This window comes from Brevibacterium antiquum CNRZ 918 (assembly GCF_900169145.1).
Lineage (GTDB): Bacteria > Actinomycetota > Actinomycetes > Actinomycetales > Brevibacteriaceae > Brevibacterium > Brevibacterium koreense.
The window spans coordinates 37,789-59,707 of sequence record NZ_FXZD01000008.1; the positions used below are offsets into that span (position 1 = coordinate 37,789).

At 65.0% G+C, this 21,919-nt stretch carries 18 protein-coding genes; 10 read left to right on the forward strand and 8 right to left on the reverse strand.

Annotation, left to right across the window (positions count from 1 at the left end; all coding sequences use genetic code 11):
* Positions 1–8 precede the first annotated feature (8 nt).
* Positions 9–461 (reverse strand): MaoC family dehydratase, encoded by a 453-nt coding sequence (locus BANT918_RS12165; RefSeq protein ID WP_101620500.1) that lies wholly within the window; start codon positions 459–461, stop codon positions 9–11.
* Positions 462–615: 154 nt separating this feature from the next.
* Here BANT918_RS12165 and BANT918_RS12170 point away from each other — a divergent pair, with 154 nt between their 5' ends.
* Complete coding sequence (locus tag BANT918_RS12170) at positions 616–1,173, forward strand: DUF1990 family protein (protein ID WP_101620501.1); 558 nt, start codon at positions 616–618, stop codon at positions 1,171–1,173.
* A gap of 205 nt (positions 1,174–1,378) precedes the next feature.
* Here the strand turns inward: BANT918_RS12170 and BANT918_RS12175 are convergent, their stop codons facing one another.
* Genes BANT918_RS12175 through BANT918_RS12185 form a run of 3 tightly spaced genes read right to left on the reverse strand, consistent with a single transcriptional unit; the run spans position 1,379 to position 4,252 of the window.
* Positions 1,379–2,659 carry a sensor histidine kinase gene (locus tag BANT918_RS12175; protein WP_101620502.1) on the reverse strand — a complete coding sequence of 427 codons (1,281 nt, stop codon included), beginning with the start codon at positions 2,657–2,659 and terminating at the stop codon, positions 1,379–1,381.
* Positions 2,660–2,663: 4 nt separating this feature from the next.
* The gene (locus BANT918_RS18025) at positions 2,664–3,680 is read right to left on the reverse strand and encodes a response regulator transcription factor (RefSeq protein WP_101620503.1); all 1,017 of its coding nucleotides are present in this window, start codon (positions 3,678–3,680) and stop codon (positions 2,664–2,666) included.
* Entirely contained in the window at positions 3,680–4,252 is a 573-nt protein-coding gene (locus BANT918_RS12185) for a hypothetical protein (protein ID WP_233429508.1), read from the reverse strand. Before BANT918_RS12185 ends, BANT918_RS18025 begins: the two co-directional genes overlap by 1 nt.
* Before the next feature lie 250 nt (positions 4,253–4,502).
* Between BANT918_RS12185 and BANT918_RS12190 the strand changes: the two genes are divergently transcribed.
* Both BANT918_RS12190 and BANT918_RS12195 read left to right on the forward strand, forming a co-directional pair.
* Positions 4,503–4,766 carry a hypothetical protein gene (locus BANT918_RS12190; RefSeq protein ID WP_101620505.1) on the forward strand — a complete coding sequence of 88 codons (264 nt, stop codon included), beginning with the start codon at positions 4,503–4,505 and terminating at the stop codon, positions 4,764–4,766.
* An 85-nt stretch (positions 4,767–4,851) separates the two neighbouring features.
* Positions 4,852–6,498 (forward strand): long-chain-fatty-acid--CoA ligase, encoded by a 1,647-nt coding sequence (locus BANT918_RS12195; RefSeq protein ID WP_101620506.1) that lies wholly within the window; start codon positions 4,852–4,854, stop codon positions 6,496–6,498.
* 6 nt (positions 6,499–6,504) lie between these two features.
* Here BANT918_RS12195 and BANT918_RS12200 read toward each other — a convergent pair whose 3' ends face one another.
* From BANT918_RS12200 to BANT918_RS12210, 3 genes are read right to left on the reverse strand one after another with little or no spacing between them, the layout of a single operon-like run.
* On the reverse strand, positions 6,505–8,751 hold the full coding sequence (locus tag BANT918_RS12200; protein ID WP_101620507.1) for a heavy metal translocating P-type ATPase: 2,247 nt from the start codon (positions 8,749–8,751) through the stop codon (positions 6,505–6,507).
* Complete coding sequence (locus BANT918_RS12205; protein ID WP_180957460.1) at positions 8,751–8,963, reverse strand: heavy-metal-associated domain-containing protein; 213 nt, start codon at positions 8,961–8,963, stop codon at positions 8,751–8,753. Before BANT918_RS12205 ends, BANT918_RS12200 begins: the two co-directional genes overlap by 1 nt.
* Positions 8,964–9,016: 53 nt before the next feature.
* Positions 9,017–9,310, reverse strand: coding sequence for a metal-sensitive transcriptional regulator (locus BANT918_RS12210; protein WP_101620508.1), 294 nt, complete (start codon positions 9,308–9,310; stop codon positions 9,017–9,019).
* Between the two features lie 115 nt (positions 9,311–9,425).
* Here BANT918_RS12210 and BANT918_RS12215 point away from each other — a divergent pair, with 115 nt between their 5' ends.
* The 5 genes from BANT918_RS12215 (at position 9,426) to BANT918_RS12235 (ending at position 17,656) form a co-directional block, all read left to right on the forward strand.
* Complete coding sequence (locus BANT918_RS12215; protein WP_101620509.1) at positions 9,426–11,255, forward strand: MOSC domain-containing protein; 1,830 nt, start codon at positions 9,426–9,428, stop codon at positions 11,253–11,255.
* Positions 11,256–11,348: 93 nt separating this feature from the next.
* Positions 11,349–13,367, forward strand: a complete 2,019-nt coding sequence (locus tag BANT918_RS12220) for a sensor histidine kinase (protein WP_101620510.1) — start codon at positions 11,349–11,351, stop codon at positions 13,365–13,367.
* 149 nt (positions 13,368–13,516) lie between these two features.
* Complete coding sequence (locus tag BANT918_RS12225) at positions 13,517–14,734, forward strand: acetyl-CoA C-acetyltransferase (protein WP_101620511.1); 1,218 nt, start codon at positions 13,517–13,519, stop codon at positions 14,732–14,734.
* A 185-nt stretch (positions 14,735–14,919) separates the two neighbouring features.
* A complete protein-coding gene (locus BANT918_RS12230) occupies positions 14,920–15,654 on the forward strand; it encodes a response regulator (RefSeq protein ID WP_101620512.1) in 735 nt (244 codons plus the stop codon).
* Positions 15,655–15,718: 64 nt separating this feature from the next.
* Positions 15,719–17,656 (forward strand): penicillin-binding transpeptidase domain-containing protein, encoded by a 1,938-nt coding sequence (locus tag BANT918_RS12235; RefSeq protein WP_101620513.1) that lies wholly within the window; start codon positions 15,719–15,721, stop codon positions 17,654–17,656.
* A gap of 26 nt (positions 17,657–17,682) precedes the next feature.
* Here the strand turns inward: BANT918_RS12235 and BANT918_RS12240 are convergent, their stop codons facing one another.
* Positions 17,683–19,272, reverse strand: coding sequence for a succinic semialdehyde dehydrogenase (locus BANT918_RS12240; protein ID WP_233430476.1), 1,590 nt, complete (start codon positions 19,270–19,272; stop codon positions 17,683–17,685).
* 71 nt (positions 19,273–19,343) lie between these two features.
* Here BANT918_RS12240 and BANT918_RS12245 point away from each other — a divergent pair, with 71 nt between their 5' ends.
* Positions 19,344–20,546, forward strand: coding sequence for an amino acid deaminase/aldolase (locus BANT918_RS12245; RefSeq protein ID WP_101620515.1), 1,203 nt, complete (start codon positions 19,344–19,346; stop codon positions 20,544–20,546).
* Positions 20,534–21,898, forward strand: a complete 1,365-nt coding sequence (locus BANT918_RS12250; protein ID WP_208618103.1) for a D-arabinono-1,4-lactone oxidase — start codon at positions 20,534–20,536, stop codon at positions 21,896–21,898. The genes BANT918_RS12245 and BANT918_RS12250 overlap by 13 nt, the downstream gene beginning before the upstream one ends.
* The last annotated feature ends 21 nt before the right edge of the window (positions 21,899–21,919 follow it).

Genomic DNA, 21,919 nt, shown 5'->3' on the forward strand with positions numbered 1-21,919 from the left:
CGCTCAGGTCACTCGACGAGGAGGGTGACCACCTCGGCGATGCACGCAGGACGCTCTTCGCCCTCGATCTCGATGACGTGCTTGAGGATGACCTGGGTGCCCTTGTCTCCGGGAATGACCTCGTTGACGCTGACGGTGCCGCGCAGGCGAGAGCCCACCGGCACCGGCTGAGCGAAGCGAACCTTGTTGAGGCCGTAGTTGACGCGGATGGACACACCTTCGATGGTGAAGATCTCGCTCGAGAACTTCGGGATCAGTGACAGAGTGAAGAAGCCGTGGACGATCGTCGAACCGTACGGGCCCTTCGCCGCGCGCTGCTCGTCGATGTGGATCCACTGGTGATCGTCGGTGACATCGGCGAAGGTGTTGATCGCCTCCTGGTCGATCGTCGTCCATTCGGACGAGCCCAATTCGGTGCCGACGAGCGAGGTGATCTCATCGATTCCATTGAGTGTGCGCATTCTTCGTTCTCCTTTGATCCGTGATTGTCGTACGCAGAGAGTGTCAGGCGTGTTCTTAGCGGACATTCGATTGAAGGAATGCCGGTACTTGGCACCTTACTTGTTCGCATCGGACTTGGCACCGGTGTGTCCGGGATTCGGCTAGGTTGGTGGTATGGAACCTCTGACTCAGCCGCTCTCACCCCGGTGGATCGACCGACCGGCAGGCTACCGGGACTTCGAATCGGCCTTCTTCGTCGGTCATGGTCGTGACACCTTCGACCGCTGCGCGGAGGAACTGCTGCATTGGGAGGTGAAGATCCGCAGTGGATTCGACATCGGTGTCCAGGTTCCGGGGGATGACACGGACTCCCTGGGCATGGGCACCGGCTCCCATACCGGCTCCGGGCCGGGCTGCCCGCGGGTCCGGGCCGGACAGGAGCCGACGATCTTCGTCCGGATCGGGCCGTTCCGCCTGCCAGAGCCGGCCCGCGTCATCGAGGTCTTCGAGTCCGAAACACGTCGTGGCTTCACCTATGGCACGAAGCCTGGGCATCCGATCACCGGCGAGGAGTCATTTATCCTCACCCACACTCCCGATGGTCGAGTCTTCCTCGTGCTGCGCTCTGTCTCCCGAGCCGGAATGGGGATCTGGCGCCTCGGTGAACCCTTCGTCCGACTTGCCCAGATCATCTACCGCAGGCGATACTCCCGCGCTCTGCGCGGCCGATAGCCAGGCGCGCCCGTTGCGTGCGGCTGTTGGCCACGCGCAGCCAGTTGCCGCTGAACGTACCGTCATTGTTGGCGCGCGTGCGAAAAAGCTCGCGAGAATGCACGCAACTCCACAATGACACCTGGCTGACAGCCACCGGAAGCAGCTCAGGTCTCCCGCGCGCTGCGCAGCTGACTGTGCACTGCGAAGCTGACCCGATTACCCCTCAGATGGATTCGAGGTACTGCTTGAGCGCCTCATCCTGGGCCTCGGGATCCGGGAAGATCGCTTCGGTGCGTGCACCACCGGTGACCGGATCGTTGCTGAAAGTCAGGTGAATGCCCAGCAGACGGGCCTGTCCCTGTGCGATCACGAGCCCCAGGCCCATGCCTCCGCCGCCGGCGGAGACGAAGCGGGTCGGGCCGGTGTTGACGATGTCAGGCGGGTAGCCGGAGCCGGAGTCGGTGATCGTGATGCTGCGGGTGCTCGTCTCCAGGCGGATCGGGTCCCCGCCGTGCTTGATCGCGTTGACCAGCAAGTTTGAGATGATGCGTTCGAAGCGGCGAACATCGGTGACCAGTGTCGAGTTCAGCGCTGCCAGGTGAGTGTCGATCTCATGGTCAGACAGGGCACCGGAGGCGGTCAGGGTTCCCAACAGCGACCGGACCGCCTGGTCGATGTTGACGCGGGTGAACTCGGGGTTCGCGCGACCCGCATCGAGGCGGGAGACTTCGAGCAGGTCTTCGACGAGGACCTGCATGCGCTGCACTCGGTCCTTGACGAGCTCGGCGGGGCGCGAATCCTCCTCGAGCAGGTTGGCCGCGTTGACGAGGCCGGTCAGCGGGGTCCGCATCTCGTGTGCCAGGTCAGCGGTGAAGCGCTGCTCGGAGTCGATTCGCTCGGTCAGCCGTGTCACGGCTGTGTCGACCGCCGAGGCGAAGGCCGCGACCTCTTGGTCCGTGTCGTCGACGACATCGGCGATCCTGATGCTCGTGTCTCCGGCCGCGATCTTCCGCGCGGCTTGAGCGCCCAGAGTCAGCCTGCGTGAGATGCGCCCGGCCACGATGGAGCCGACGCCGCCGACGACCAGCGCGGAGCCGATCATGCCCACCAACAGTGCCTGGTCGATGCGGCCGATGAGCTCCTGGCTGTCCGCGGTTGAGGCGCGCACGGAGATCACCTCGGTGTAGGTGCCGACCTCGATCGGGGCGGCCGCCCACACGATCTCCTCCCCGTCGACCTCGGAGCGCATCGTCACGCTCTGGCCCTTGAGCGCTTGGGCGCGTGCATCCTTGGGCAGTGCAGGGTCGTCGATGCGGGCGTTGAGGGTGAGCACCCCGGTCTCGGAGAAGATGGCGACGGAGTTCGCAAGCTGCTCGGTCACGGTCGAACGCATGCGGTCATCCTCGGCTCGGGCCGCGGACTGACGCAGCACGATGGAGCAGGAGAGCACGGCGATGATCACCGAGGCAACGATGAGCAGGGAGATCTTCCAGCGCAGTGACATGCGATCAGCCCGCGAAGCGGTACCCGAATCCGCGGACGGTCTCGATCATGTTGGCGCCGATCTTCTTCCGCAGGCGCTGGATGTGGACGTCAACGACACGGGAGTCGCCGGCCCATTCGTAGCCCCAGACGGTGAAGGCGATCTTCTCACGGGAGTAGACGTGCTCGGGCTGCTCGGTCAGGAGCAGGAGGACGCGCAGCTCGGTGGGGGTGAGGTGGACTTCCTCGCCGTCGATCTCCACGGTCAGGCGACCGGTGTCGAGGACCAGCGAACCCAGCCGCGTCCGGAACGGACCGAGCTCGCTGTCGGAGTCGACGCTGCCGCTGTGGTTCTCGCCCGCGTTCGTATAGCCGCCCTGGTTGGAGTCCGACTGCATGACCGGTGAGCCGTCCGGGCGGGGAGGAACGGTGACGTCGCCGCCGATCATCTGCTCGTCTCCACCGTCGTCTATGTCCGTCGAGGTGAATTTTCCGCCCGCACCCAGGAAGGTGTCGTCGGACTCGAGTTGGGCCTTGAGGCGTTCGCGGGTGTCCATGCCGGGGCTGGCGCCGAGCACCTCGGGGATGCCGTCCCCGGTGATCATGCCGCCGGGACCGATCACGGTTTCGTGCTCCTCGTCCATCTCGGTGGTCGGGGAGTAGCCGAGTCTGTCGGTGCCGGTGGTGATGAAGCGGCGGACGACGGCACGGATGCGGGCATTGAGCACCTGCATGTCGAAGGGCTTGGTGAGGTAGTCGTCGGCTCCGGCTTCGAGCGCCTGGACGATGTCGATCGCATCCGAGCGTGCGGAGATGATGATGATGGGAATGGTGGATCGCTCACGCACGGCCCGGCAGATCGATGCGCCGTTCATGGTGGGCAGCATGAGGTCGAGAAGCAGAACGTCGGCACCATGTGCAGCGACGAACTCGTACCCCTCGCGACCGTCGGCGAATGCCGACACCGTGTAATCGAACCGTTCCAGGCCGATCTGGGTCGTCTCCCGGATGACCTCGTCATCCTCAACCAGAACAATATGCATTACGTTTCTCCATTAAGCCGCGTGAAGCGTTGACCCGGTTCAAATCTACCTTCATGCAGGCGGAACACCTGCACCGACCAGCCCGAAGGGCAGCAGGCCTCGTCGCCGTCGGCATACATCGCCTCCTGCACCACCAGTGTCCCATTCTTACCTGGGCTGAGTTTGAGCTGGTTGCCGGTGGCGATCAGCTCAAGGCGTGGTTCGCCGTCCTTCTCACTGATGACGGCGCCCGCAACGATCTCGCTCTTCTGCTTCGGGTTGGCCACGGTGACGAGTTGGAACTTCTTATCGCCGCTGAGGAAGGGTGTCGAGAATTTGAGGCATTCCCTGCAGTCGGCGATGACTCGCGCAGACTCCGTTGCCTTCCCCGTCACCGCGATTCCCGAGGCGTCCACAATGGCCTTGCGGATCTCCTTGAGCGAGAAGGGTTCATCGGGTGGCCCCGAGTCCGAATTCGCAGGTTCGAACTGAGTGGGAGATGTCTCACCTTCCGGTTCCACCCGCAATCCCCTGTCCGGGCCGCATGCGGTCATGCCCACCAGCGTGATCGTCGCAAGGACGATTGCGATCACTGTTCTGCTGGCTGTGCGCGGGCGCGACTTCTGACCAGGGACGACCTGGCTCGATCTGAGCGCGCGCGACACCTCATCGGAGGGGCGCCGAATGGGGGTGGGCACGTAGACATTTTTGCGTGTTCTGCCCGGGTAGTCCACCCACGTCCCAATTCTGGCGAGTCAGGCACGCCCGATTCCTCACACCGCCTCCGGGCCACCGGTCGACCTCGGTGCACCGTTTCTCAGCTGAGGTCGGTACGCTGGGGGTATGGCAGCATCGAAGTCTGAGAAAAGATCCACCAGCACCGTGTCCTACAAGGATGCGTTCAAAGTGGGGCTCGTCTGCGGCGTCGCAGTTCTGATCCTGTCGATCATCGTCACCCGCGCCTGGCAGGATTCGACCGCTTTCGGATTCGCTTTCGTCTATGCCGGTGCCGCGTTAGTCCTGGTCAGCGCCTTCGCCTGCATTCTCAATTGGGTGATGCGCAATGACACCCAGAATGACGATCAGTACTACCCGATCCTCAAGTGAGCCCTACCCGATCCTCAGGTGAGTTGAGTGATCCTCAGGTGAGGATCGTCAGCTGAGGCTCACCCCGGTGACGTAGGGTTTCCCCATGGAGACGTGGAACACAGAACTTACGCCGCTGTCCTTTCTGCGCCGCTCCGCGGAAGTCTTTCCCGACAAGCGCGCCGTGGTCTACAACGACCAGGAGATGACGTACCGGGAACTCGCCGCGGCTGTGGAGACCCGCGCGCATGCTCTGCGCACGGCGGGCATCGAGCCCGGCGATCGAGTCGCCTACCTCATGCCAAACCTCCCCGAGGCGCTCATGGCAGCCTTTGCGGTGCCGCTGGCCGGTGCTGTGCTGGTGCCGATCAACACCCGGCTGGCTCCCGAGGAGGTTCGCTACATCTGCAACCACAGCCAGGCGAAGCTGCTGGTGGTGGACACGCAGCTGTGGCCCAGCGTCTCGCCGGTGATCGATGATCTCGACACGGTCGAGGCCATCGTCGACGTCGAGGACACAACGATCGAAACCTCCGCCGAGGTGGCTCGCCCGAATTCGTCCTCACCGGCCGTGACCAGCCTGGACGAGTTCCTGGCTGGTGCGAAGGACGATACTGAGGAGTTCACCTGGCGCGTGGAGGACGAGCGAGCGACGTTGTCGATCAACTACACCTCAGGCACGACAGGACGGCCCAAGGGTGTGATGTATACGCACCGGGGCGCCTATCTCAACGCTCTCGGCGAGGTCATCCACTCCGAACACGACGGCGACAGCGTGTACCTGTGGACGCTGCCCATGTTCCACTGCAACGGCTGGTGCACGGGCTGGGCGTTGGCCGCTGCCGGCGGCACTCAGGTGTGCCTGCGGGAAGTCCGCGGTGAGGTGATCTGGGATCTCATCGGCCGTCACGCAGTCACGCACCTCAACGGTGCTCCGACCGTGATGAGCACGGTCATCAACGCCGAACAGGCGCATTCTCTCGATCGGGCGGTGACCGCGACGATGGCGGGTGCCGCGCCGAGTCCGACCCTCATCTGGCAGTTGGAGGCGTTGAACTTCGAGATCGTGCACGTGTACGGCCTCACGGAGACCTACGGCCCGTACACGGTGTGCCAGTGGCAGGATTCGTGGGCTGGCCTCGATGACAAGTCCAGAGCCAGACTCCGCGCACGGCAGGGAGTCGGCATGGTCCAGGCCGATCAGGCCCGCATCGTCACCATCGATTCAGGGGACGAACTCGTCGACGTTCCGGCCGATGGCGCGACGATCGGAGAGATCGTCATGCGCGGAAACAACGTGATGAAGGGCTATTTCCGCGATGTGAAAGCCACCGAGGAGGCCTTCCGGGGCGGCTGGTTCCACTCCGGTGACCTCGGCGTGATGCATGAGGACGGCTACATCGAACTGCGCGATCGTTCGAAGGACATCATCGTCTCCGGCGGAGAGAACATCTCGACCGTCGAGATCGAACAGGCGATCTCCTCGCACCCGGCAGTCCTCGAAGTCGCCGTCATCGGCGTGCCCGACGACAGATGGGGCGAACGGCCGAAGGCATTCATCATCGTGCGTGAGGGCCAGCCGGTCACCGAGGCTGAGGTCATCGACCATGTGCGCACTCAGATCGCGAAGTACAAGGCCCCGCGCGAGGTCGAGATCGTCGCGACTCTGCCCAAGACCTCGACCGGCAAGATCCAGAAGTTCGAACTCCGCAACCTGGAATGGGGCGACCGGCAGTCGCGTATCCAGGGCTGAGGCGCTCTACTTGAACCGCAGCAGGCGCAAGCTGTTGAGGACGACGAACACTGAGGAGAACGCCATCGCGGCGCCGGCGATCATCGGGCTGAGCAGACCGAACGCGGCGATCGGGACGGCCGCCGTGTTGTAGGCGAAGGCCCAGAACAGGTTGCCCTTGATCAGCCCCAGAGTCTTCCGGGACAGGCGGATCGCCTGCGGGATCTGACGCGGATCCGAACGCACCATGGTGATGTCGGAGGCCGCCATCGCCGCATCGGTGCCCGATCCCATCGCGATGCCCAGATCGGCACCGGCCAGGGCCGCGGCATCGTTGATGCCGTCACCGACCATGGCCACGGCCTGCCCTTGAGCCTGCAGCTCATTGATCACTGCGACCTTGCCTTCGGGGCGGACGTCGGCACGGATCTCGGTGATGCCTAGCTTGCCCGCGACCACCTCGGCGGCCGGGGCGTTGTCCCCGGTGAGGAGGACGGTGCTGATGCCAAGCGTATGCAGTTCGTCGATCGCCTCGGCGGCACCGGTCTTGATCTCATCTGAGACGAAGGTCAAACCACGGAACTGAGAGTCGATGGCCAGGGCGACGATCGTGGCACCGGTGGGCACATCCTCGGCCGGGAACGAGACGTCGATCCCGCTCTCCCGGAGCAGATCCGGGCGACCGGCGAGCACCTCGGCGCCATCGATCGTGGCCCGCAGGCCGCCACCGGGAATGTTATCGAAGCCCTCAATGCCCGAGCGGTCGATGGGGGCGCTGCTGCTGCCGGGCGCCTCGGCGACTTTGTCCATCGTCGCAATCGAAGCCTCGACGATAGCGCGGGCCACGGGGTGTTCGCTCTGTGACTCCAAACGAGCCAGAACCGCGAAGTCCTCGTCACCCAGCTGCGTCCTCTGCAAGGACATGACACCAGTGGTCAGGGTGCCCGTCTTGTCGAGGACGACGGTGTCGATCGAACGTGTCGACTCGAGCGCCTCGGGTCCGGACACGAGGATACCCAGTTGGGAACCGCGTCCGGATGAGACGGCCAGAGCCGTCGGCGTGGCCAGGCCCAGTGCACAGGGGCAGGCGATGATGAGGACCGTGAGTGCGGCGTGCAGGCCCATCGCCCAGTCCCCGGTGATCAGTCCCCAGGCCAGGAGTGTGAGAGCGCTGATCGCGAAGATGGTCGGCACGAACACCGCCGAGATCCGGTCGGCCAGTCGCGCCACAGCCGGTTTGCCCGTCTGCGCGCGGCTGACCAGATCGGCCATGGCGGCCAGAGTCGTATCGGCCCCGACTCGGGTGGCTCGGACCTCGAGCACGCCCGAGGCGTTGATCGTGGCGCCGGTGACCGAGTCGCCGAGTCCGACCTCGACCGGAACGGATTCGCCGGTGAGCATCGCTTCGTCGATCGCGGAGTGACCGGAGATCACCTCGCCGTCGGTGGCGATCTTCTCGCCCGGGCGAACGATGAAGACATCGCCGACGGTGAGCTCGTCGATCGGGACCTGGACCTCCACCCGATGATCGGTGCTGGAGTGCGCAGCGTCGGCGTCCGAGGTCGGCGAGTCGTCAGTGCGTTCGCGCAGCACGCTCGCGGACTTCGCGCCCAGTCCGAGCAGTGCCTTGAGTGCGGCGGTGGCCCGGCTCTTCGCCCGGTCCTCGGTGAGCCTGCCGATGAGCAGGAACACCGTGATCGCGGCCGCGGCCTCGAACCACACATGATAGTCCTCGGGGATCTGCCAGCCGTAGCCGTCGCCGACAGCCCGGCCCAAGGTGATGTAGGAGTAGAGGCTGGCGACGATGATTCCGACGCTGACCAGGGTGTCCATGGTCGTGGACCGGCCCCGTGCGGCCTTGAATGCTGCGGAGTGGAACGGCCACGCGCCCCAGGTCACCACGGGCAGCGCGAGGATCGCGACGATCCACTGCCAGCCAGTGAAGTGCCAGCTCATGACCATGGAGACGGCCACGATCGGCACGGCAAGAATCAGGGATCCGATGAACCGCGGCCGCAGATGCCTGGGGTCGTAGTCGACGATCTCAGGTCCGCTCGCCGAGGCGGTTGTGACCGTGGCCCCGTAACCGGCCTTCTCGACGGCGGCAGTCAGGTCCGCGTCGGAGAGCTCGGAGTCGACGACAACATGGGCGGAATTGAGCGGAAGATTGACCTCCGCGCTGACTCCGTCCAAGCGTGTCAGCTTCTTCTCGATGCGCGCCGAGCACGATGCGCAGGTCATTCCCGTGATGTCGAGATCAACCTCGCGTGACATCAGTTCACCTCATAGCCGGCTTCATCGACGGCTGCGCTGATCGCGGCATCGTCGAGGACCCCTTCGGAGGTGATGGTCACGGGGGAGTCCCCGCCGGCGTTGAGCTCGACGGTGACCTCGGTGACTCCGGGCAGCGCCCCGAGCTCTTCCTTCACGGCACCCACGCAGTGGCCGCAGGTCATTCCGGTGACATTGATGGTGGTGGTCAGCATGATGTGTCTCCTGTCTTCGTGTGTCAACCGGCAGGTACGCCGATGCTGTGTCCTCAGCTCTTGATGAGCCGGGAAATAGCGGCTGAAGCCTCTTCGATCTTCTTGCGGGCGGCGTCATCATCCCCTGAGGATGCGGCGTCGACCACGCAATGAGCGATGTGCTCTTCGAGGAGGTTGATGGAGACCGCGTGCAGCGCGGCCGTTGCTGCGGAGACCTGGGTCAGGATGTCGATGCAGTACTTGTCGTCATCGATCATCTTTCCGATCCCACGGACCTGACCTTCGATCCGTTTCATCCGCTTCGCAAGGGCGTCCTTCTGCGGGGTGTATCCATGTTGCTCAGTCATGACGATACTCTATACCCCTGTAGGGTACTGTTCAAGAGAGTATACGCAGTCCCGGCGATTGTGCGATTGGTCTCACCGTGGGCACCCGATGGCGCCAAGCTCCTACAATCGAATCATGCGCATTGCCAGACTGTTCCGATTCCCCGTCAAGGGATTCCCTGCCGAAGAGATCACCGAGGCGGATGTGCGCACCGACCGAGGCATCCGCGGCGACCGCATCGCAGCGTTCACCAACGGCAGCCTCGACGTCCCTGCCAACAGTTGGCACAGATACTCCGCCTTCACTGTGCTCAAGAACAACACCGACCTGCAGAAATGGCAGGTGGCCATCGACCTTGCCGAAGCCGCTGTTCAGTCCGCACCCGAGGTCGAGGCGGTTGAACCCTCGATGGCGACCGCGGCCGATCCGCCGGCGGCCGTGACCCTGACGTCCCCGACGGGGGAGTCCACGACGTTCCACACGGATGACCAGGACTCACGGGCCGCCTCGGCAGATTTCCTCGCTGCACGCATACCCCCGCAGGGTGACTTCCCACGCGCACTGAGTGTCGCGGACCAGGGAATGTTCGACTCGCAGGCCGCAGGTGTCTCGATCATCAACCCGGCCACGGTCTCGGCGATCTCCCAGACCGCCGACGGGCAGGCGGCCCTGGCGCCTAACGAAACCGAACTCGACCCACTGCGCTTCCGCGGCAATGTGCTCGTCGACGGACTCGCCCCCTTCGAAGAGTTCGCACTCATCGGCAAGATCGTCCGCCTCGGCGGGGTGCGCCTAGCCATCACCCAGGCGATCGAACGCTGCCCGGCGACCACGGTCAACCCTGCCACCACCGAGGTCGACGTCAACGTCCCTCGGGTCCTGGTGTCGGCCTGCGGACACCTGCACTGCGGCATCTATGGCCGAATCCTCGAATCCGGACTGGTCAGCACCGGTGATCGGATCGAGATCGAAGGCGAGGCCCCACGCGAACTCGTCAAGACTGCGCGGACTCCGCGCTTCATGACGGTGCTGGGCAGCCAGCAGATCTGCAACGATATCGTCGAGGTCTCCTTGCGCGATGATCAGGGCTGGATCCGTGAATTCGACGAACCCGGCACCAACCTGCGCGTCCACCTCGAGCTGAGCGAACCATTCTGGCGAACCTATACGATCACGGACGTGTCCGATGACATCGTTTCGATCGCGGTGCGCACCCAGGGCAAGGGCTCTCGAGCGGTCGCCGAGCTCGGAGCCGGGCAGGTCATCCTCGCCTCCGGGCCGCACGGAACCATGACCGCCGACCGCGTCTTCGGCGGCACGACCGCGCTGGTCACCGCCGGCATCGGCATCACGCCGAGCCTCGGACTGATGCGCGGGGCCGAGTCGTCTGGCACGGAGAAGGTCAAGCTCTTCCACGTCGACCGAGACCACCGGACGGCCTGCCTCTGGGATCGCCTGCAGAAACGTGCCCGGTCTCGGCAGATTCCGGTCGAAGCCCACCACCATGACACCGCGAGCCAGGGCAGACCAGGCCACGCCGAGCTCGTCGACTGGCTGAGAGACTGCGACAACGTCATGATCTGCGGACCCGCCGACTTCACCCGCGCGGTGCTCGACGCCAGCGCTGAGGCGGGAGTCCCGGCTGTGCATCAGGAGATCTTCGCCTCCCCGAACACCGGACATGTCGACGAGACCATCGCCCAGTGCCCGCCCGCCGAGGTGACTCTGGAGAATTCGGGGACCAGCTTCCTCTGGGAACCGCAGCAGGGAACCCTGCTCGAGGCTTTGGAGGCCCGCGGATTGCAGGCCGACAACTCCTGCCGTGGCGGCTCGTGCGGCACCTGCGCCGTGTCCTTGGCCGCCGGGGCGGTCATCTACCCGGTCGAGCCTGCCGCGCGAATCACCGCCGATGAGGTGCTCGTGTGCTCTGCCGTTCCCTCCGGGCCCATCAGCCTCGGACTCTGACTGACTCGAGTCTGCGACTCTGACTGACTCGAGCCTGGGCATTCCGCACGCGGCTGACCGGGGCGTGGGCGCAGCGGGTGGCAGAATGGATCCATGCCCCAGGATCAGCGTGCCGCAATGTCAGGAGGACTGTCAGGAGGACAGTCAGGACCAGTGGCACGTGTGAGCCGACGAATGAAGTTCGGCGTGGCCGGACGCATCATGTTCGCGAACTCGATCATGCTCGTGGGCATCATGGTGCTGACCACGAGTCTCCTCTACATCCAGCTCTCCCAGCTGAACCAGAAGCGCGAGCAGGATCTGCTGCGCTCCGCGGCAGACAATATGTCGATGTCGCTGAGCCTTGTCGGGTCAGGTGAGGCCAGTCCAGGCAACTTCATCGACGAGGGCTCGCAGGGCAACGTCGAGATGATGCTTGACAACGTCGTCAGCGAATACGACTTCGATGTGGCCGCGGTCGCCCCCCTCGACTACCTGGTCACCCCACCGTCGTTGGGTTCGTCGAACCGACAGGAGCGCAACGAAGCAAGCATCGTGTCCTCGAACTCGGGAGGCGTGCCTGATGACTCCGTTGATCAGCTCGCCACGGCCATCGACGGTTCGCGGGTCGCCGACGGCGAGTCCATCGTCCGCTTCCTCGACGACGGAGGCCCGGGCGGGGGCACGGTGTACGTCATCAGTCCGGTCTTCGCGAAGCATCTCGGCGTCGACGACATCAGCCCCGATACCGTCGTCGGGGCAGTCATCGTCGGCAACTCAGCCGATTCGGTGCGGGAGGGCTTCTTGGCCCAGGGCAACTGGCTCATCGGCATCGCCATCACCACTCTGCTCCTGGGCATCGCCGCCTCCTGGGTGACTTCCCGCGGCCTGCGCCGAGTCACCGGCAACTACGGCGCCACTGAGCTGCGCAGCATGCTCGAGTTCTACTCTTCGGTGCTCAAAGCCGTGTCGGAAGGTCTGCTGCTCGTCGATCGCTCGACGGGCATCGTTCTCATCAACGCCGATGCGCGCGAACTCCTGGGACTGCCCGCCACGGGAGAGGAGTCCACGGGTGAGCAGATCGCAGCCACCGACGATTCCGTCCGGGCGACCTCACCGGTCGGCGGAATCGCGTTGCGTGACCTCAATCTGCCGGATGCCCTCATCGATCTGCTCTCGTCTGGCAGGTGGGCCCGCGATGAGATCCACTACACCGACGATCGGGTGCTCGTCGTCAACCAGCAGCCCACCGATGCCGCCAGCGACACCTGGGTCGTGACGATGCGCGACCACACCGAACTCGCCGAACTCTCCGGTGAACTCGTCTCCGTCCGATCGTTCTCCGACTCTCTGCGCGCACAGACCCATGAATACTCCAACCGACTCCATATGGTCGTCTCCCTGTTGGAGACCGGACATGTCGACGAGGCGATCGAATTCGCGGCCAAGGACCTCGACGACCTCAACCGGGTCACCGGCGATGGGCAGATGAGCTTCGACCACCCCGTGCTCTCAGCTCTGCTGCTGTCGAAGATCGCCCAAGCCGCCGAGGTGGGCATCGATATGACGGTGGATACAGCGGAACTCTCGGGCCGCCTCGGCGGGGACGACCGTGACCTTGCGACCATCCTCGGCAATCTCATCGACAACGCATTCGACGCGTTGAGCAGGCGAGATGTACTTTCTGAGGACAAGAGGGTGCATGTGCACCTGAGCGGTGCAGGCGGTGCTGGCGGCTTCACGATCGAGGTCAGCGACGACGGCCCGGGCATTGACGAAGAATACGTCGACGCGATCTTCGAACGTGGGTGGTCAACCAAGCACGACGGTGTCGAGATCGACAAAGGACTCGGCCGGCAGGAGACGGGCACCCGCGGGGTCGGACTATCTCTGGTCGTCCAGGCGATCCGTCGCCTTGGCGGGGCCGTCGACGTGGCGGGCCGCGGTGAGGACTGCGACGATTTCAAGGGTGCTGTGCTCACGGTGTGGCTGCCCGATCGCGAATACCTCGACCCCGGTGCGCTCGGCCAGGCGTCCGGACCCCCATCCTCAGTGTCGCCTTCATCGAACCAGCAGCCATCCGGCAACCCGCCCACGGGGCCGATCCGGATCGTGTGCGACGACCGCGACTGACCTGGCCGAGCAGACGGCCAAGGGTGATGTGCGATGTCCCACTGAATGAAACATCTCCTCTCCATCGTGTGGATCCGGCATAGGCTGTGCAGGAATGCCGGGCCGATGACAACGTGTCATCGGTGTGAGCGAAATCGAGTGGAGGAACCATGGGCCAGGACATCGTCGTTTGTGAACCGCTGCGCACCGCGATCGGAGGATTCGGCGGACAGTTCCGCGACATCCCCGCCCACGAACTCTCCGCCACCGTCGTCCGCGAGCTCATCGCCAGAACCGGACTCGATCCCGACCTCGTCGCCGATGTCATCATGGGGCAGGGCTACTCCACCTCCGAGGCTCCCTGCATCGGCCGTGTCACTGCGCTCGACGCGGGCCTGCCCGTGACTGTGCCGGGCAAACAGGTCGACCGCCGCTGCGGTTCCGGACTGCAGGCAGTCATCGACGCCTCACTGGTCGTTGGCTCCGGCAACGGAGAATTCGTCATCGCCGGTGGTGTCGAATCGATGTCCCACGCCCCCTTCTACAACGACACCATCCGCTGGGGTGTGCGCGGCGGCAACGCCGAATTCACCGACTCCCTGGGCCGGGGCCGCACCACTCCGGGCGGAGTGAACTACCCCGTTCCCGGAGGCATGCTCGAGACCGCAGAGAACCTGCGCCGCGAGTACTCGATCGGCCGCGATGAGCAGGACGAGCTCGCATTCAACTCACACCAGCGTGCAGCTACCGCAGCCAAGGACGGACGCTTCGCCGAAGAGATCGTGCCGGTGACGATCCCCGCCTCCCGGAAGGTCGCCGAACACCAGGTGGACGCTGATGAGCACATCCGTCCAGATACCAGCATCGACAAGCTGGCCAAGCTGCGCCCCATCCTGGGCAAGGGCGATGATGGGGCAACAGTCACCGCAGGCAACGCCTCGGGACAGAACGATGGAGCTGCTGCTTCCATTGTCACCACCCGCGCCGCAGCCGAAGCGCAGGGACTCAAGCCGCTCGGCCGCCTGGTCAGCTGGGCCGTGGCCGGAGTGCCGCCGAAGACCATGGGCATCGGACCCGTCCCGGCCACCGCGAAGGCACTCGAGAAGGCCGGGCTGAGCTTGGCCGACATCGACCTCATCGAACTCAACGAGGCCTTCGCCGCCCAGGCGCTGTCCGTGACCCGGGAATGGGGCTTCGGCAAGGACGACTTCGACCGCCTCAACGTCAACGGATCCGGAATCTCCTTGGGCCACCCGGTCGGTGCGACCGGAGGTCGGATCCTGGCGACGCTGCTGCGCGAAATGGAGCGCCGTGGCGCCCGCTACGGGCTCGAAACCATGTGCATCGGCGGGGGCCAGGGCATCGCCGCGGTCTTCGAACGCGCCTGAGATAGGGACTGCGACTAGTGCCTGGGCCCGCCGACTGAGCCCGGTTTGACGGTTGCGCCTGGCTTGACAGCTGCGCCACCCGTTCTGTCTGCCGCCGCGACGCCTTCCAGACCTGTGCCAGAGATGTGCCCAGCCTGGAACAGAAACCCCAGGATCCCCGTCATGGCGACAGTTAGACTGGCGGCATGTCAGATACATCTGCGCCTGAGTCGAGCATCGGTGTGCTCGTGGTTGAGGACGAGGCAGTCGCCGCCCGAGCCCACGCGAAGTACATTGACCGCATCGACGGGTATCACATAGCTGGAGTGGCGAACAACGCCACTCAGGCGATGGCTGCTCTGACCGGAAAGATCTACGGCCTCGACGCCGAGGCCATCAACCTCGTACTCCTCGACATGAACCTCCCCGACGGCCATGGACTGCAGGTCTGCCGTGCCATCCGCGGTCACCGCGTCGATGTCGACATCATCGCCGTCACCGCCGCCAGGGACATGCAGATCGTGCAGGAGGCGCTGTCCTACGGCGTCGCCCAATACATCATCAAACCGTTCACATTTCCCATCTTCAAATCCAAACTTGAGGCGTACTCCTCCTTCCGCAACAGCCTCGGCGGGGACAGCACCGAGGGTGAGGTCACCCAGACCGACGTCGACACCGCGATCGCCGCGCTGCGCACCCACACGGTGGCCGCGACCGCCAAAGGTGTCCCGGACGCCGTGCAGACCGAAGTGAAGTCCGTCCTCGGCGATAAGCCCGGACAGTCCGCCGCCGAGGTCGCCGTTGGTCTCGGTGTCTCCCGAGTGACCGCGCGCCGGTACTTGGAGGCCATGGCCGACGCGGGTATGCTCGCCCGCCGGCCCCGGTATGGGGCAGCCGGGCGACCGGTGCTCGAATACACCGTCCTCACCGAGGACACCTGAACCACCCTCCGGCATCCCCGTCCGGCAAGTGGACTTCCCGGCCAACTACATCGATGATTGACTCATGACGAAGAAGCTCAGAACCTGGTTGGCCATCACAATCGTCGTCGTGCTGCTGGCCGGCGCAGGCGTCTTCGCCTTCCTCGCACTGCCGATGCGGGCTGATACAGCTGCCGAAGACGCCACCGCCGACTTGAACAGCCCCACCATCGAATCGAACGTCTGGTCCGATAAGAAGACTGCGAAGAAGCTGCACGAACTGGCCCTCGGGGCCCTCGATGAGAGCATGAAGAAGCGCACGGTGGAGCTCAACGGCACCGAGAAGCGCGGTGACGATATGGTCGCGAAACTGACGTGGACGTGGACGAACCAGGATGATGACCCCTGGGAGTACACCTCCGAGCTTCTTCTGCACAAGAAGGGTCTGCTCTGGTCCGCGGAGCTCACCCCCGAGGTGCTCCATCCGGACCTCGAAGACGGACGAGTCCTCGTCTCCAAGAGGCACCCCGGCGAACGCGGCGCGATCCTCGGCGAAGGCGACGAAGAGCTGATGGCCGAGGGCACGGTCATCGATGTCGGCATCCACCCGGCCAAGCTCGAGAAGGCGGAGGACGAGGGTGGCAAAGACGCGCAGGACACTCTCACCACTCTCAAGGACGAACTCGATATCGATCTCACGGCGCTCAAGGAGCGCATCGACAAGGCCGAACCCGAGCATTTCGTTCCCGTCATCACGTTGCGCGAGAGCGACTACAAGAACGTCAAGGACACGATTCACTCCCTGCCCGGCACCGTTTTCAACACGCACACCCAGCCGCTGAGTCGGAAGAAGGACTTCGCCGGCCCGACGCTGGGAACGGCTGGAGCGGCCAGTGCCGAAGAGGTCGAGGCATCGGATGGAAAGCTCACCGGTGGGTCCGTCGTGGGCAAGAGCGGACTGCAGAAGGCCTTCGACGAACAGCTGAGCGGGCCGGGCAGCGAAGAGATCATCATCACCGATGCCGACGACGGCAGTGCGGGCGGAGACCCCGTCCTCGTCCACGAATTCCCCGAACACGACGGCGAGGACATCACCACGACACTCAACGTCGGCGTGCAGGAGGCCGCGGACAAAGCGGCTGCGACGGGCAAGAAGCCAACGGCGCTCGTGGCGATCCGACCCAGCGACGGTCACGTCATCGCTGTGGCCAACCAGGATCCGGAAGGTGCCGCCTGGGACCGGGCGCTGACCGGGCAGTACGCGCCCGGCTCCGTATTCAAGGTCGCCTCTGGCCTGGCCCTTCTGGAATCAGGAGTCGAGGCGACGACGACTCTCGACTGTCCGAAGACCACGACAGTTGATGGAAAGAGCTTCAAGAACGCCGAAGACCATGTCCTGGGTGAGGTGGCCTTCGAAGACGACTTCGCCGAATCCTGCAACACCGCATTCGTCGATGCCGCGAAGAAGGTTTCGGGTTCGGATGTGGCGAATGCTGCATCGAGCCTGGGCATGGATGACGTCGATCTCGGAATCGGTGCGAAGATGGCAAGTGTTCCCAGCGATGATGACGCGGTGACACACGCGGCGCAGATGATCGGTCAGGGCAAGGTCGTCTCCAGCCCGCTGGCGGTGGCGGTGATGGCCGCCTCCGTGGCCGAGGGTGACACGGTCAGTCCGCTCCTCGTTCTGCCTGACGGAAGCGAGGACGGAAGCGAGGACGGGAGCGAGGACGGGAGCGAGAGCGACCAGATGATCGACGCCGACGCAGCCACGACGATGCAGGAGCTCATGCGCCGCGCTGTGACCGAAGGCACCGCCAGCACGCTGGCCGACGTCCCCGGCGAACCGGTCCACGGCAAGACCGGTACCGCCGAATACGGTGATGAGACCCCGCCGCGCACCCACTCCTGGTTCGCCGGGTATCAGGGCGACGTGGCCGTGGCCGTCCTCGTCGAGGACGGAGGATTCGGCGCCGAGGCGGCTGTGCCGGTGGCGAAGAGGTTCTTCGCAGCGCTCAACTGAGGTGTGCGCTCACCAGCAGCTGAGAATCACTTCATTCGCAGGGCACGCATGAGATCGAAGGCTGTGGTCAGGGTGCGGGCGAACCGCGACTGATCAAGCGGGCCGAACGGGGCAATGGGAACCAGGTGCTGCTCAGCGATGCTGTGCGTGTGCATGAACTGGTAGAGGCCCTCGACGCCATGCCGGTGACCCAGACCTGAAGCCTTGACCCCGCCGGCAGGAGCATCGATCGAGCCCCAGGCCGCCACGTACGCCTCATTGACATTGACCATCCCTGCCTCCACCTGTCGGGCTGTCTCGAGTCCCTGGGACTGGGAGTAGACGCTGGCGTTGAGACCGTATTCGCAATCATTGGCTCGGGCGATCGCCTCGGCGTCGCTGGACACCGGATACACGGCCACAACAGGTCCGAACGTCTCCTCGGTGAACAGTTCGGCTGTCTCACTGACATCGGTGAGCACGGTCGGCAGATAGAAGTACGGGCCCAGTTCCGGCACCGGTCGGCCACCCGCGATGACCTGAGCCCCGCTGGCTCGTGCCTGCTCGACGTGCTCGCTGACCCGGGCGAGCTGCTTGGGCCCGGCCAGGGACCCCATGCCCGGGCCGTAGGAGTAGTCGGCGCTCAGCTCGAGGTTCCGGGTCGCCTCGGCGAAGTGGGCACAGAACTCGGAGTACAGGTCCTCATGGACGTAGATGCGCTCGATTGACAGGCACAGCTGCCCGGCCGAGGAGAAGCACCCGCGGACCGCCCCGTCGACGGCGGAACCGAGATCGGCATCGGAGAGGACGAGCATCGGATTCTTCCCACCCAGCTCAAGAGCGGTCGGGAGCAGACCGCGACCCGCCTCGGCGGCGATCGAGCGCCCAGCGGCCGTGGACCCGGTGAAGGAGAGCCCATCGGCACCGGCCATGAGGGCAGGACCGACGTCGCCCCGCTGTCCGGGAACGAGCTGCCACACCTCGGCGGGCAGACCGCACGCGATGGCCAGCCGGCGCATGATGATCGCCGTCAGCGTCGTCTGGCTGTCGGGCTTGTGCACGACCGCGTTGCCGGCGGCCAAGGCCGCGAACAGGTCGGTTGCGCCCAAAGTGAGTGGATAGTTCCACGGCGTGATGAACCCGATCACGCCCAGGGGAGTGCGGGTGACCTCGGTGCGGGTCAGGCCGGGGACGGCGCCGCGGCGACGTTGCGGGCGCAGACGGGTCGGGGTGGTGACCCCGTAGTGACGGCACACGTTGTAGGTGTCGAGGATCTCGTCATATGCGTGGATGCGAGCCTTGCCGGTCTCGTACTGGATGATGTCGAGGAGCAGATCCTCATGCCGACGCAGCGCCGAGTGCAGGCGCAGCAGCACCCGGGAGCGGTGCTCGGGGGACCGGGCGGCCCAGGCGCGTCCGGCGATGCGGGCGGAGGTGAATGCCCGGTCGACATCACCGGTGGTGTTGGCGGTGAAGCGCGGCTGCTCCGCGCCGGTGAATGGGTCGGGACCGACGTGGGGCTCACCGCTGCCCGAAGCCTCAGCGTAGGGGTCCGTATCGAGGAATTCACGCAGGCGATCCGTGCCCTGGGTGAGGTCGGAAGTGGGCGTGACGGTGCTGGTGACGTCCGTGTTCATCATGCCTCCGTGTCGTCGTGAGTGGGTGGAATGCGGCCTGGAGAACTGCCAACTTACGCTACAGTATCTCTATGGTTTCACGTGAACTGCGTCACGCTTTGCGTGGGGTGGAGTCTCCCACCGCTGTCCTGGACCTGGATGCGTTCGACGCGAACGTCACCGCACTGGCCCAGCGCGCACAGGGCCTGCCGATCCGCGTCGCCTCGAAGTCGCTGCGCACTCCCGCTGCAATCGACCGTGCGCTCGCCCACCCGGGCTACTCGGGTGTCTTCGCCTATTCTCTGCCGGAGGCGCTGGCTCTCCACGCCCGTGGAGTCCGCGACATCCTCGTCGGCTATCCCACGGTCGATCGGGGCGCCCTGAAGCTGCTCTTCGCCGAGGCGGGGGCCGCGGCGAACATCACGCTGATGATCGACTGTCCCACCCACCTCGACATCATCGACAGTGCCCGCAGCGACGTGGCGGCAGCCGGTGGCGCACAGGCGGTGCGCTTGTGCCTCGATGTCGATGCGTCGTATCGCCTCGGCGAAGGGGTGCTGGGCGGTCGGGTCCACATCGGGGCCAGGCGCTCGCCGATCCGAGATTCTGCATCTGCCGTCGATCTCGCCGCACATGTCATCGCTCGTCCCGAGACCGACCTCGTCGGCCTGATGTCCTATGAAGGACAGATCGCCGGGACCGCCGATGCCGGGGCAACGGCTAAGCAGGCTGTGGTGCGCGCCATGCAGAAATGCTCGATCGCAGAGCTGAGGGTGCGGCGCAGACGTGTCATCGACGCGGTGCGTGAACTCGCCGAACTCGAATTCGTCAACGGCGGCGGCACCGGGTCCTTCGAGTCCAGCGCCGCCGAAGGCACACTGACAGAACTGGCCGCGGGCTCCGGGCTCTTCTCCCCGGGGCTCTTCGACGGCTACACCCACTTCCAGCACGAGCCGGCCGCCTACTTCGTCACTCCGGTGGTGCGTCGTCCCGGGCCTGGCTGGGTCACGGTGTTCAAGGGCGGCTTCATCGCCTCGGGCGTGCCCGGCGCTGACCGCGTTCCGACGATCGCCTGGCCCCAGGGACTCGAATACGCGGGTCTCGAAGGCGCAGGCGAAGTCCAGACTCCACTCACCGGACCCGGCACGGAGGACCTTCGCATCGGCGACCTGGTCTGGTTCCGGCATGCGAAGGCCGGTGAACTCGCCGAGCACTTCAACGAATTCCTCGTCATCTCCGGTTCGCAAGTCATCGACTCCTGGGCGACCTATCGTGGACAAGGATGGGTGCTGTGAGCGGGTCCGAGATGACGACACGAAGGCTGTTCCGGAACTGGTCGGGCCATGTCCACGCCCATCCGCACACCTTCGTCAGACCCACTTCGGCGGGGGAGCTGAGCGAGGTTCTGCAGTCCGCGGCCAAGGCCGGTCAACGTGTCCGGCCCGTCGGTGCCGGGCACTCATTCACCCCCGTCGCCGCAGGTGACGACGTGATGATCAACCTCGACCACATCAGTGGAATCATCACCGTCGACGAGGTGAGCCGGCGGGTGCGCTTCCACGCGGGTACCCGGCTGCGCGATATCCCGGCCCTGCTGGCGCCCTTCGGACTGGCCCTAGCCAACCAAGGCGACGTCAACCCGCAGGCGCTGGCCGGAGCGATCTCGACGAGCACTCACGGGACCGGGCTCGGCTTCACCGGATTCGCCGGAACCGTCACCGGTCTCTCGCTGATGGGACCCGACGGCACCGTTGGCCACCTGTCAACGACGAGTGAACCGGAGATCTTCGACCTGGCCCGCGTCAGCCTCGGCGTGCTGGGCATCGTCACCCAGATCGAGGTGCAGTGCGTGCCTTCCTTCGACCTCATCGCCGAGGAGGTCGTGACGGATATCGACGAGCTGCTGGCCGAGCTCGAACCTCGGATGCGTGCGGCCGACCATTTCGAGTTCTACTGGTTCCCGCACACCGACACCGCTCTGACCAAGACGAACACCCGCGTCGGTGTGGGCGAGATCGGCCCGGGTCACCTCGCCGAGGCGGGGGTGCGCAACCAGTTCCTCAACCTCCTCGACAAGGAGGTGGTGGAGAACGGCGCGCTGCGGCTCGCCGTCGAGCTCGGCGCCGCAGTGCCCAGTCTCGTCCCGCACATCAATCGGATCGCTCAATCTGCGGTCTCGGACAGGACCTACCGGGCACCGGGCCACGATGTCTTCGTGACGCCTCGGAGGGTGCGGTTCAATGAGATGGAGTACGCGGTTCCCTTCGCAGCCGGTGCCCAGGTGATCCAGGAGATCCGAGACGCCATCGAGTCGAGAGGGTGGAAGATCTCCTTCCCGATCGAGGTCAGATCCGCGGCCGCCGACGACGTTCCGCTGTCGACGGCTTACGGGCGCGAGACGATGTACATCGCCGTGCACCGGTTCATCAAGGAGGACTTCGCCGAGTACTTCCGTGTCGTCGAACAGATCTGCCGCCGTCACGAAGGTCGGCCGCACTGGGGCAAGATCCACACCCTGGGTGCGGCCGAGTTGAGCGACCTCTATCCCCGCTTCGACGACTTCGGCGAGCTGCGAGAGCAATTGGATCCGCAGGCGATGTTCGGGAATCGATTCACGGATTCACTGTTCGGGCTCGAGCGAGCCTGATCCGGCGAGCCTGGGCGAAGG